Source organism: uncultured Salinisphaera sp. (assembly GCF_964012375.1).
Taxonomy (GTDB): Bacteria; Pseudomonadota; Gammaproteobacteria; order Nevskiales; family Salinisphaeraceae; genus Salinisphaera.
Genome location: NZ_CAXGSH010000005.1, coordinates 1 through 12,038, shown reverse-complemented (window position 1 = coordinate 12,038; position 12,038 = coordinate 1). Strand labels below are relative to the sequence as shown.

Sequence of the window (12,038 nt, the reverse complement as noted above, 5' to 3'; positions counted from 1 at the left end):
TAAGGGTTGCTTGGGAGGTGGGCTCGGGGGCGTCTGGGCATGAGCGCGTGGCCGCGCACGACCGCACCCGCAATCATTCCCAACGACAAAATAGGCCGGAAAAAGCAGCCCCCTGATGCGCGAGGCCGCGCCAGTATTAGCCGCGCGCCCAACCCGGGGGATTTCGTGCACCGCCTGCGAAAAAGCGCGTTAGCCGTTGCGATAAAAGCGAAAAAGCGAGAATGCCGCGTTGAAAAGCAGATCCACCACGATACAACAATCGCGCTCGGGCTCGTTTTTCGCGCGATGTTACTGTATAACCCCGTGGGGAAAAGCGGTTTTGCACAACGCCTCGGTGGGGACCGGGACAGAGTGATGCAACTGCGACGAAACTTTTCGTCTTTATGACAGGTCGAAGACGACTGTCGGGCGATGATTTCATCGTGCAAAGCGCGAGAGACCGAGGGTATTGAATGCGTTGGTCGAAATTTTTGCGTGCCGGTACGCACGGCGCGCTGGGTATGAGTTTGTTCGTATGCATGGGGGGCAGCGTCCATGCGAACCCCTTCTCGCAGGGCGCTCAGGCGAGTCTGCATGCCGCTGCGTTCGAAAGTGGCAGCGGGTTCGATGCCGACGAGTCCAGCGCCGCAGTGACCAGCAAGCTCGGGCCGGACGAACGGCAGGCGCTGCTGGCGAAGAGCGCCCCGGAGATCACGCCCTGGCTGGAAGTCACGGTCAAATCGGGCGATTCGCTCTCGCGCGTGTTCGAGCGCGTTGGGCTGCCGGCCCGCGAGCTGATGGCGCTTCTCGCACTCGGCGACACCGTGGCCCCACTCAAGCGACTGCGTCCCGGCGATACGCTGGAACTGCGCAAGACCACCGATGGCCGTCTCGCCGAACTTCGCTTCGAACTCGACGCGATCAAGACGCTTTCGATAACCCGCTCCGGCGTCGAGAGCGAAGCTGGCGCGGGCGCGCTAAACGCCCAGATCGTGCGCCTACAAACCCAGACTCGCCAACTCACCGCGCGTGGCACGGTCGAGGGCTCGCTTTCGCGTTCGCTGGCGAAGGCCGGCGTACCTGCGGCGGTGTCCGCCCAGCTCGCCCACATCTACCGCTACCGCGCCAACCTCTCGCGGCAAATGCATGCGGGCGATCGCTTCAGCATCGTTTACGAAGCCGAATACGCAAACGGCGAGCGCGTGGCAACGGGCCCGGTCGTCGCGGCCAGCATCACGACGGATGGTCGCAACCTGAAAGCGTTTCGTGCCGTCAACGAAGACGGCGAAACGCGCTATTACGACGCCGAGGGCCGGGCGTACGAGCCGTCGCTGTCGCGCCACCCCGTCAACTACAGTCGGATAAGCTCGCCCTATAATCCGGATCGCCTGCATCCGATTCTGCATATCCGTCGCCCGCACTGGGGCGTTGATATGGCCGCCCCGCGCGGTACGCCGATCCATGCCGCCGGCGATGGCGTAGTGAAATTCGTCGGCCGCCGGCACGGCTATGGACGTATCGTGCAGCTGAGCCATTTCGACGGTTATTCCACCCGCTACGGCCATATGTACCAGTTCGCCGACGGCCTAAAGCGCGGCGATCACGTCAAGAAAGGCCAGGTCATCGGCTATGTCGGCGCCACCGGCGAAGCCACCGGCCCACACCTGCATTATGAAGTTCGCCTGAACGGCCGTCCGCATAATCCGTTGACCATGAAGCTGCCGGACGGTCACCCGCTGCCGAAATCCCGCCTCGCGGCCTATACCAGCCGTATTCAGCCGCTGATCGCAGCGCTCGACGACGTGCCGAACATGAGCCAGACGCTGGTGGCGTCAAGCGCGGGCGCTCGTCACGGCTGTACGCAGGCCAGCACGGTGAATGCGACGTTCGCCCTGACCCCGCACAACCTGCAGCGCAGCCATTCGCTGGCAGATCTATTCTGCGTGGTCTCGAGCGACAGCAACGCCTAGACAAGACAGCAACCGGCCACTGCCCGGGTCACGACACACACTACTTGCCAGGTCCCTGCCCGCGGCCGGCAGGGTGCATGGCGCCTGCCGTCCCGACCCCGATCCAATACGGCCTGCGAGGTCGCAAACGGGGCCCTGCCCGGGCCGGTCCCGATGCCGATGTAACCAGGCGGGGCGCGGCCCACCGAGCGCCGGTCGCCCGGTGTACGCATCGCCGCCACGCCCGCCTACGAGCCGCCCATGGCTCACATTCGGCTTGTAATACGACCGGCCGTAATCGATGCGCGCTGTGCCCCCACGGCACGGCCGGGGCCGCCGCGCGAGCTGCGCGGGGCACCGCCGTACGCGCCGATGCTGCCTACCCGGCCGCTCGAATCGAGCGGCCCGCAGATCGCGTGCAAAGGCGCATCGAGCGACAGAAAGAAAAAAGCCGCGCCGATCACGATGATCGGCGCGGCTCTTGTGCCGGAATTATCGAACTCGGCTAACGGTCGGGCTGCGAACGCTTGCCCTCGTCGTCCGCGTCTTCCAGGTCCTCGTCTTCCCAGACATCGTTGAGGATATCGCGGGCTTCGAAAGCGTCTGCGCCCACCGGCATGGATTCGTGCTTTTCATACAGGTCGAGCAGCATGCGACGACGATCGTCGCGCAGCTCGCGGGCAAGCACGAATACCATCATGTAGAGAATGAACACGAACGGCAGCGCCGCCAGCAGCGAGCCGGTCTGAAGACCCTTGAGGCCGTTCTCGCCGCCAGCCGAAATCAGCGTCAGACAGATCGCCGAGATCAGCAGCCCCCAGGAAAGGCGCTTGTAGAGCGGCGGCTCGAGCGAGCCCTCGTCGGTCATCTGCGCCACGATATAGGAGGCCGAATCCGCCGAGGTGACCAGAAACACGAAGATCAGGCACATCGCCAGAATGGACAGCGCCGTACTGAACGGCATCATGTCGAAGAAGCTGAACAGCGCCGAGGTGATGTCCTTATCCGCCGCGGCCGTCAAGCTTCCGGCCGCGTCGCCGAACAGCTCCATATGCAAGCCGGCGCCGCCGAACACGCCGATGAAACCACAGGCCAGCAGCGGCGGCACGATCAGCACGCCCATGACGTACTCACGAATAGTGCGACCTTTCGAAATACGGGCAACGAAGGTGCCCACGAACGGCGACCAGGCAATCACCCAGGCCCAATAAAAGACCGTCCAGCTCGAAATCCAGGCCTCGCCAGTATCCTCGAACGGATCCATGCGCAGGCTCATGGTGACGAAGTTGGAGATGTAGTCGCCCACGCCCACGACGATGGTGTTGAGAATGAACAGCGTGGGGCCGGTGAACAGAACCCAGCCCATCAGCCCCAGACACAGGGCCAGATTGATGTTCGACAGCCACTGGATGCCCTTGTCCAAACCGGAATAGCTGGACAGCGTGTAGCAGGCACACATGACCCCCAGAATGATGAACTTCCAGAGCGTGGTGTCGGGTACGCCGAACATCTGGTTGAGGCCGCCATTGATCTGCAGCACGCCCAGTCCGAGCGACGTGGCCACGCCCATGACGGTGGCCACCACCGCCAGAATGTTGAGGCCATCGCTGGTGGGCTGGCGTGCCGGCTTGGGCAGCTTGTTGGTCAGCGGCGCAAGCACGGTCGAAACCAGACCGGATTCGTTCTTGCGAAACTGAAAATAAGCGATGATCAGGCCGACGATCGAAAAACCGGCCCACTGGCTCACGCCCCAGTGAAAGAAGCTGTACTGAATCGCATAGCGTGCCGACTGCGGGCTCGACCCCGGCATGTCGTTATACGGCGGATTCAGATAATGCAGTATCGGCTCGGCCAGGCCGTAGAACACAAGGCCCACGCCGAACCCGGCAGCGAGCAGCATGCTCACCCAGGAAAAGAAACTGTATTCGGGCTGGCTGTAAGGCTCACCGAGACGGATTTTGCCGTACCGGCTCAGGGCAAGCCCCACCAGAAAGATGACAAAACCGAACACCGACAGCAGATAAAGCCAGCCGAAGACGTGCGAGATCGCGTCGAGAGCGCTGCTGGCAAAGTTGCCGAAAGCCTTGGGAAAACTTGCGCCGACGATTACTAGCGCGAGGATTATAAGCGCCGAACCGGTATATACACGCTGGCTGCGCGATAGCAATTTACTCAAGTGACCCCCAGAAGATCGGTGTAATGACGCCACGTCGAACACCTGCAGCGCTGCGTTCCGGCCGTGGTCTTGATCATATTGTGCACTAGTTGTCTTCCATTACTAGCACTTCGGCCGAAGCCTCGCAAACGCCCCGAATCGCTTTCGGAAGGCGTTTTGGCGCCAGGCGCGCAAGCCGGCGCGACGCGGTCGGCGCGATCATCCCAGCCTGGCCCATGTCTTGCATGAGAGCCGGCTTGTTTCATTTTATAGAGATAGCGAATGAATTATGGAATCGCAGGCGCGGTGGCGCTGTGCTGCAGCGTGATAAGCGTGCAGGCCGCAGCCGATGATTTCGACGTACTGCAGCCGCTGGCCGACAAGCCGCAGAAAATGACCGCCGGCACCTATGCCGGCAATTACTATGTGCCGTCCACGACGCAGACCGTCAACTGGGGCTATTTGCCCAACCAAAGTGCAAAGCCGGTGCTGACCGTGCCCTCGGGTAGTGCAGTGACGTTCGATACCATTTCCCATGAAGGCATTCTCGAGGATCAGGGCCGCGATCCGGTCGCCTATTTTGCGACCAAAGGCGTAGCCGAGGACCAGGTGCTCGACGATGCGATCGCGATCACGGCGTCCGATTTCGAGCATGATTTCTACAACGACGGCCCGCATATCGTCACCGGCCCGGTGGCCGTCGAAGGCGCCGAGCCGGGCGACGTGCTCAAGGTCGAGGTCATCAAGCTCGAGCCGCGCGTGCCCTACGGCGTGATCTCGAACCGACATGGCAAGGGCGCCCTGCCCGGCGAATATCCGAAAACCGAACCTGAGCCCAACCCCAGCAGCGAGCACCCGGAACGCTATGCCAACGTGTCCACGTTCGCTCCGATCGTCAAGGACGGCGATCGCTGGTACGGCACCCTTGACGCGGGTAACGAGCGCACCATTCGCTTCCCGCTGCACCCGTTCATGGGCATCATGGGCGTCGCCCCGGCCACCAGCGAACCGGTCAACTCGGTGCCGCCGTCACGTATCGGCGGCAATGCCGACATCAACGACCTGGGCGTGGGCAGCACCGTCTACTACCCGATCGAAGTCGACGGTGGCCTGTTCTATACCGGCGACAGCCACTTCACGCAGGGTGACGGCGAAGTGGCGCTGACCGCGCTGGAAGGCTCGATGCGGGCTACGCTGAAGCTTACGGTGCTCAAAAGCGGCAAGGCCGAGCTTCCGGGCAAACAGGTGGACAAGCTGCTCGGTGAAACCAACGATTACTGGATTACCGTGGGCCTGGATGAGGATCTCGATCTGGCCATGAAGGATGCCGTACGCGAGTCGATTCGTTTTCTGCACCAGCATTACGATATCGACGAGGCGCTGGCCCTGGCCTATCTGAGTGCGGCAACCGACTTCGAAGTCTCGCAGGTCGTGGACAAGACCAAGGGCATTCACGCGCTCATCCGCAAGGCCGATTTCAAGGAATTCGACGGCGACAACGACTAACCGCTCCGTCAGGCCGACGGCTGTCCGAGACGGGTTTTATCGATACGCCGGCCCAGGCAAACCGCCTGGGCCGGCTTTTTCTTGCCGTTCAGGCCCAGTTCGACAAATGCCTTACCATGCAGGGCTATTATTCGAACCAACGTAACTATGGATCTCATTCGTATCCTGCTGTCCATCCTGCTGCCGCCGCTTGGCGTGTTTCTTCAGGTCGGTATTGGTCTGCATTTCTGGCTCAACGTCATACTCACGCTGTGCGGCTACGTGCCCGGCATCATCCATGCGGTCTATATCATCCTCAAACGTTAGTCCGAAGGCTGTAAAAAACCGTATTGATGCCCACTGTTGGGCATAGGGGCATGGTGGCCGGGTTCCCGGCCGCCACTGCGCCCCGCGATGCAGCAAAGCAACCCGTTGCCCCGCTGTGAACAGGGTGAGCGTGTATCGCGATGCATGTATCCACCCAGAGCTTTCCTGCCGGCATGAGCGCTGATGCTATGAAAACCGATCTCTCCGTTCTCGATCTCGTGCCCGTACCCAGCGGCATAGCCGCCTCGACGGCGGTGCGGGCGAGTATCGATCTGGCGCGTCTGGCCGAGCGTTGTGGCTATACCCGTTACTGGATCTCGGAACACCACAGCATGCCGAGTATCGCCAGTTCAGCGCCCGAAGTACTGCTGTCGCGGGCGGCGGCGCTCACCGAGCGAATTCGGGTCGGCTCGGGCGGCATCATGCTGCCCAACCATGTACCGCTGCGAGTGGCAGAAACGTTTCAGACGCTGGAAGCGCTCTATCCGGGCCGTATCGACCTGGGGCTGGGGCGTGCTCCCGGTTCCGATGCCCGTGCCAGTCGCGCGCTGCGTGCCGCGTCGGGAGAGCAGTTCGCCGACCTGCTCAACGAAATGCTCGCGCTTTCGCGCGGCACGCTGCGGCGTGGCCACCCCTACGAGGGCGTGACGGTCAGCCCCAGTGACGTGTCCCTGCCACCCATCTGGATCCTGGGCTCCAGCGGTGCAAGCGCACACGTCGCCGGCTCTGCCGGCATGGGTTACAGCTTTGCGAGTCATTTCAGCCCGGTGCCTGCCGAACCGGCGCTGCGACGTTACCGGGGCGCGTTCACTCCGTCGCCCGCCTTTCCCGAGCCCCATGCCATACTCGGCGTTTCCGTCATCTGCGCGCCGACGGATGAAGAAGCGGAGCATCTTGCGGCGACCGTCGATCTGATGTGGCTGCGATTGCGCAAGGGCGAGTTTCTGCCGCTGCCCTCGCCTGAAGAAGCGCTGGCCTACGACTACTCAGAGATGGAACGCAACGCCATTCTGGAGAACCGCCACCGGCACGTAATCGGCAGTCCTGACACCGTGCGCGAGCAACTCGACGCGCTCTGCGCCGATGGTGAACCGGACGAAATCATGGTGGTATCGAATATTCATGATCCGGCCAAGCGCCTGCGCAGCTACGAGCTCGTGGCACAAGCCATGGCGCGGTAAACGCGCCGCGCCGCGAAGACAAACCTCGAACAACCGTGCCGTCCGGGATTATTTCCCCAACTTTCCACTAAGTTAGCGATTCGAGTTCAAACGCGTCACAATACGTCATGTACGGTTAAATGGACCCCAATCCTATGGGCGCTTCCCACGAACAAGACGACGACGATCTGGATTTTCGCTTTCTGGACGAGCAGCTTTGTTTTTCGCTGTATACGGCGACTCATCGGATCATCCGCGCGTACCGACCTCTACTGGAACCGTTGGGTCTGACCTACGTCCAGTACCTCGTCATGCTCGTACTGTGGGAAAAAGCGCCGCGCTCGGTCGGCGAGCTGGGCAGTGAACTGCATCTGGACAGCGGTACTCTGACCCCGTTGCTCAAGCGCATGGAAAAAGCCGCACTTGTCGTGCGCGAACGCGACAGCGAGGACGAGCGCCGAGTGCTGATTTCCCTGACCGACCAGGGCCTGGCACTCAAGCACAAGTCCAGAGAAATACACGAAGCCATGCTCTGCCAGGTCGAACTGACGCGGCCCGAAGCCATGCAGCTGCGCAAGCGCATCATGGTGCTGGCCGATACGCTGCGCCAGGCATAGCTGCTGCCCCAAAGCCAAGACTTTGGCGGCGGCATCGCGTCTGCCTTAGGGGATTCTACGCATAGCCCGGCGGCGGCCACTCACACAGACTGACGCGCCCCTCACCGACAAGGCCGCTCACCTGACATGTGGCAGTGGATCAACGACAACGCTCAGGCACTGTCATTCTTTGCCAGCCTCGGCACGCTCGCCGTATGGCTATTCTATGCCCATCTGCTCTATGCCGGCTTTCGCCGCCAGCGCAAGGCCCGGATTCTGATCAATCAGGGCTGGGGCCAGCAGATCGACTCGGTTTGCCTGATCAGCAACATGAGTCAGGAGCCAATCTATATCCATAGTCTGGTGATGACCATTCGCACCCGCGACGACGAATACAGCGAATCGATCACCGATTTCGATACCGCCGAGCCGAGCGACAGCGAAGATCGTCCCCAGAACGTGACCCGGCAGGGGCCGTTGAACTCCGGCGAGCAAATGAACCTGGGCACGTTTCGCTCTATCATCCGCCAGACGGCCAAGCGCCACGACAACCTCGAGCCCGACGACGATCGCCCGATCCGAACGCTCGACATCGCCAACTTCAAGATTACCGTGATCGCGAGTTACGGGCCGGAAGGCGGCATCATCGGCGCGCAACGCAAGTTCATGGTTTCTGGTGAAGACAACGAACTGATGCGCCCTGCTGCCACCACCACCAAACGCATGGCCAAACGCCATGCTCGGGCCAAACTGCAGAACTGGCTCGAGCAGCAGTTATAACTAGCCATGCCGGCCGTTGTACGGCCGGCATGTAACGGCCACTAGCAACGACCTTGCTTCGCCAGCCCCGGTGGGCAATGGCGCGAGCCGCGACCCTCGTAGCGCGAGTCGTAACGACGGTCGTAATCGCGGCGATCGCCGTCCGTGGTCACGGCGGCACCACCGGCAGCCCCCGCGGCGCCGCCAAGGATCGCCCCGGTACGGCCGCCCACTTCGTTACCAATGGCCGCACCGGCGGCCCCGCCGAGGCCGCCGCCAATGGCAGCATCCAGCGTCTCGTCGTCCAGCGCAAACGCCGACGTGCTCATACCGAGGGCCACCAGACCCGCAAGGGCCAGGCGATGAATATTGTGTTTGCGCATTGCTTCACTCCAGGCGCTGTTGGTCAACGTAGAGCAAGTAAAGCCGATTCACGCTGAATTCCCCGTGAATCAGTCCGCCGAATGATCGACGGCCCGAGGTGCCGCGATTCGCCCCAGCAGAAACCGGACGCAATAAAAAAGCCTGCCTGGCGTTTGCGGCCAGGCAGGCTTGTTCATCGCAGGTCGGCGGGCGCCGGATCAGCCGAAGGCCTGAATCCCGGTCTGGGCCCGCCCGAGAATCAACGCATGCACGTCGTGCGTACCTTCATAGGTATTCACCGCTTCCAGATTCATCACGTGGCGGATCACGTGGTACTCATCGGAAATACCGTTGCCGCCGTGCATGTCGCGCGCCTGGCGGGCGATGTCCAGTGCCTTGCCGCAGTTGTTGCGCTTCATCAGCGACACCATTTCGGGCGCCCAGTTGCCTTCGTCCATCAAACGGCCCAGACGCAGGCAGCCCTGCAGACCGAGGGTGATCTCGGTCTGCATGTCGGCAAGCTTTTTCTGAATCAGCTGGGTAGCGGCCAGCGGACGCTTGAACTGCTTGCGATCGAGCGTATAGCTGCGCGCGGCATGCCAGCAGAATTCGGCCGCGCCCATCGCGCCCCAGGAAATGCCGTAGCGGGCCTTGTTCAGGCACGAGAACGGGCCCTTCAGGCCTTCGACGTCGAGCCGATTTTCTTCCGGCACGAAACAGTCGGAGAGCATGATCTGACCCGTGGCCGACGCGCGCAGCGAGAACTTGCCTTCGAGCTTGGGTGTTTCCATGCCGCCAAAATCGCGCTCGACCACGAAACCGTTGATCTTGCCGTCGAGGTTGGCCCAGACGACCGCCACGTCGGCGATCGGCGAGTTGGTGATCCAGTTCTTGGCACCGTTCAAGACATAGCCGCCGTCGACCTTCTTGGCCTTGGTGCTCATGGAGCCGGGGTCGGAGCCGTGATCGGGTTCGGTCAGCCCGAAGCAGCCGACCCATTCACCGCTGGCGAGCTTGGGCAGATATTTCTCGCGCAGCGTTTCGCTGCCAAAGGTATAGATCGGAAACATCACCAGCGAGGACTGCACGCTCATCGCCGAGCGATAGCCGGAGTCCACCGATTCCACTTCGCGCGCCAGCAGGCCGTAGCAGACGTGGTTCAGGCCGGCGCCGCCGTACTGTTCGGGGATGGTGGCCCCCAGCATGCCGAGCTCGCCGAGCTCGTTCATGATCTCGCGGTGGAATATTTCGTGACGGTTGGCCTCGAGCACGCGCGGCATGAGGCTGTTCTGACAATAATCATGGCCCGCATCGCGGATCATGCGCTCGTCTTCGGTGAGCTGTGCGTCGAGCAGCAGCGGATCGGACCAGGCGAAATCTTTCATGACGAGGCTCCATTCGTTCGTTCGATAAGCATGGCAACACCCTGCCCGATGCCGATACACAGGCTGATCAGGGCATAGCGGCCGTTGATACGTTCCAGCTGGCGCAGGCCGGTGAGCGCCAGACGGGCACCCGAGGCGCCCAGCGGATGACCCACCGCGATCGCGCCGCCGTTGGGGTTGAGGCGTTCGTCGTCGCCGGCCAGCCCCAGCTGATGACAACAGCCCAGCACCTGGGCCGCGAACGCTTCGTTAATTTCGATGACGTCCATATCCTTGAGCGTAAGCCCAGCGCGATCGAGCACCTTCTGGCAGGCGCCGACCGGCCCCAGGCCCATGACCCGGGGCGGCACACCCACCACACCACCGGCGATGATACGCCCCCGTGGCTGGATCCCGGCGGCTTCGCCGGCTTTTTTCGACCCAATGATCAACGCGCCGGCGCCATCATTCACGCCCGATGCATTACCGGCCGTGATAATGCCGTCGGCCACGATCGGCGGCAGCTTGGCGAGCTTGTCGACGGTGCTGGTCGGGCGCGGATGCTCATCGGCGTCGACCGACAGCGGCGGTTGCTTGCGCCCCTGGGCCACCTCCAGCGGCATGATTTCTTGGTCGAAGAAGCCCGCTGCTCGGGCGGCCTCGTAACGGGCCTGGGACTGGGCCGCATAGGCATCGGCCGCCTCGCGGCTGATGCCGAAATCGTCGGCGACGTTCTGGGCCGTTTCCGGCATCGCGTCGGCGCCGTATTCGTCCAGAATCTTCGGGTTGGGAAAACGTGCGCCGATGGTCGAATCGAATACCGAGACATTGCGCGAATAGGCCTTGTCGGCCTTGGCCATCACGAAAGGCGCCCGGCTCATGGATTCGACGCCGCCGGCGATGACCAGCGCGCCTTCGTCGACCGTGACCGCGCGGGCTGCGTCCACGGTGGCGGCCAGGCCGCTGCCGCACAGACGGTTGACCGTCTGCCCTGCAACCGACACCGGCAACCCGGCCAGCAGGCCGGCATGGCGGGCCACGTTGCGCGCGTCTTCACCGGCCTGGTTGGTACAGCCGGCGATGACGTCTTCGTAGTCGTTGCTATCAAACGGGTTGCGCTCGATCAGCGTACGAATGACCGCGGCGAGCATATCGTCCGGGCGAACCGGGGCGAGCACGCCGCCGTGACGGCCAAACGCGGTGCGCAGGCCATCGTAGATATAAGCGTCGAGCATGCAATCTCCATCAGCAATCGCGACCGATATCCTATCGACCGTGGCGCGCATTCGGCGTTCGGCCTGCGATATCGTCTTTTTATTGTCGTGTTCTTGTTCGTTGGCGGCCTGAGTCGAAACCAGCGCGACTCGTGGCTGAGACGAATACGCGCCTGCGCACGGTGCAGGCGAGGCCAGCTCTACAAGAAGCCGAAACAGCGTTTCAAAAATCGTGAGAAAGAATAGGCTGTGCCCCGCCCCAACGCAACCACAGTACGCACGGCATGCATGATCGGGATGCCCGTACGGTGACGCCCCGGCCGCGCGCGATCCATGAATTGACCGCAACCCAAGCAAGGTCTACTTTGCTCGAACAACGAAATTGTATTTTACGAACTCGCTTTCACGCAGGAGGAGACTCATGGCCCAAGCCGCAACCGATCACCCGGCCCGAATGACCGAAGAAGAATGGCAGGTCCGCAAGGATCTGGCCGCCGCCTATCGTCTGGTATCGCTCTACGGCTGGGACGATCTGGTGTTCACGCATCTGTCCGCGCGCGTGCCGGGGCCGGAACACCACTTCCTGATCAACCCCTACGGCTGGCTGTTCGACGAAATCACCGCCTCCTCGCTGGTCAAGGTCGACGAGGATGGCCAGATCGTCGACCCGGGCGCGACCAACCGCGT

General features: G+C 62.3%; 12 protein-coding genes. 8 read left to right on the top strand and 4 right to left on the bottom strand.

Features of this window, described 5'->3' with window-relative positions; all coding sequences use genetic code 11:
- Window positions 1-39: 39 nt before the first annotated feature.
- Window positions 40-387 (top strand): hypothetical protein, encoded by a 348-nt coding sequence (locus ABNU97_RS01805; RefSeq protein ID WP_348765038.1) that lies wholly within the window; start codon window positions 40-42, stop codon window positions 385-387.
- Between the two features lie 65 nt (window positions 388-452).
- On the top strand, window positions 453-1,949 hold the full coding sequence (locus tag ABNU97_RS01800) for a peptidoglycan DD-metalloendopeptidase family protein (protein WP_348765037.1): 1,497 nt from the start codon (window positions 453-455) through the stop codon (window positions 1,947-1,949).
- Window positions 1,950-2,433: 484 nt separating this feature from the next.
- Here ABNU97_RS01800 and ABNU97_RS01795 read toward each other — a convergent pair whose 3' ends face one another.
- On the bottom strand, window positions 2,434-4,104 hold the full coding sequence (locus ABNU97_RS01795) for a BCCT family transporter (RefSeq protein WP_348765036.1): 1,671 nt from the start codon (window positions 4,102-4,104) through the stop codon (window positions 2,434-2,436).
- Window positions 4,105-4,365: 261 nt separating this feature from the next.
- On the opposite strand from ABNU97_RS01795, the gene ABNU97_RS01790 reads away from it, so the two are divergent.
- The 5 genes from ABNU97_RS01790 to ABNU97_RS01770 all read left to right on the top strand — a co-directional run bounded on the left by ABNU97_RS01790 (window position 4,366) and on the right by ABNU97_RS01770 (window position 8,431).
- Window positions 4,366-5,589 (top strand): acetamidase/formamidase family protein, encoded by a 1,224-nt coding sequence (locus tag ABNU97_RS01790; RefSeq protein ID WP_348765035.1) that lies wholly within the window; start codon window positions 4,366-4,368, stop codon window positions 5,587-5,589.
- 147 nt (window positions 5,590-5,736) lie between these two features.
- The gene (locus ABNU97_RS01785; protein ID WP_348765034.1) at window positions 5,737-5,895 is read left to right on the top strand and encodes a YqaE/Pmp3 family membrane protein; all 159 of its coding nucleotides are present in this window, start codon (window positions 5,737-5,739) and stop codon (window positions 5,893-5,895) included.
- A gap of 188 nt (window positions 5,896-6,083) precedes the next feature.
- Window positions 6,084-7,076, top strand: a complete 993-nt coding sequence (locus ABNU97_RS01780) for an LLM class flavin-dependent oxidoreductase (protein ID WP_348765033.1) — start codon at window positions 6,084-6,086, stop codon at window positions 7,074-7,076.
- Window positions 7,077-7,210: 134 nt separating this feature from the next.
- Window positions 7,211-7,672, top strand: coding sequence for a MarR family transcriptional regulator (locus ABNU97_RS01775; protein ID WP_348765032.1), 462 nt, complete (start codon window positions 7,211-7,213; stop codon window positions 7,670-7,672).
- Between the two features lie 126 nt (window positions 7,673-7,798).
- Window positions 7,799-8,431, top strand: coding sequence for a hypothetical protein (locus tag ABNU97_RS01770; RefSeq protein WP_348765031.1), 633 nt, complete (start codon window positions 7,799-7,801; stop codon window positions 8,429-8,431).
- Between the two features lie 41 nt (window positions 8,432-8,472).
- Here the strand turns inward: ABNU97_RS01770 and ABNU97_RS01765 are convergent, their stop codons facing one another.
- From ABNU97_RS01765 to ABNU97_RS01755, 3 genes are all read right to left on the bottom strand, one after another.
- Window positions 8,473-8,793, bottom strand: a complete 321-nt coding sequence (locus ABNU97_RS01765) for a hypothetical protein (RefSeq protein ID WP_348765030.1) — start codon at window positions 8,791-8,793, stop codon at window positions 8,473-8,475.
- 198 nt (window positions 8,794-8,991) lie between these two features.
- On the bottom strand, window positions 8,992-10,158 hold the full coding sequence (locus tag ABNU97_RS01760) for an acyl-CoA dehydrogenase (protein ID WP_348765029.1): 1,167 nt from the start codon (window positions 10,156-10,158) through the stop codon (window positions 8,992-8,994).
- Window positions 10,155-11,372, bottom strand: a complete 1,218-nt coding sequence (locus ABNU97_RS01755; protein WP_348765028.1) for a 3-oxoadipyl-CoA thiolase — start codon at window positions 11,370-11,372, stop codon at window positions 10,155-10,157. The genes ABNU97_RS01760 and ABNU97_RS01755 overlap by 4 nt, the downstream gene beginning before the upstream one ends.
- 400 nt (window positions 11,373-11,772) lie before the next feature.
- Here ABNU97_RS01755 and ABNU97_RS01750 point away from each other — a divergent pair.
- On the top strand, window positions 11,773-12,038 hold a 266-nt coding region (locus tag ABNU97_RS01750), incomplete at its 3' end, for a class II aldolase/adducin family protein (RefSeq protein WP_348765027.1).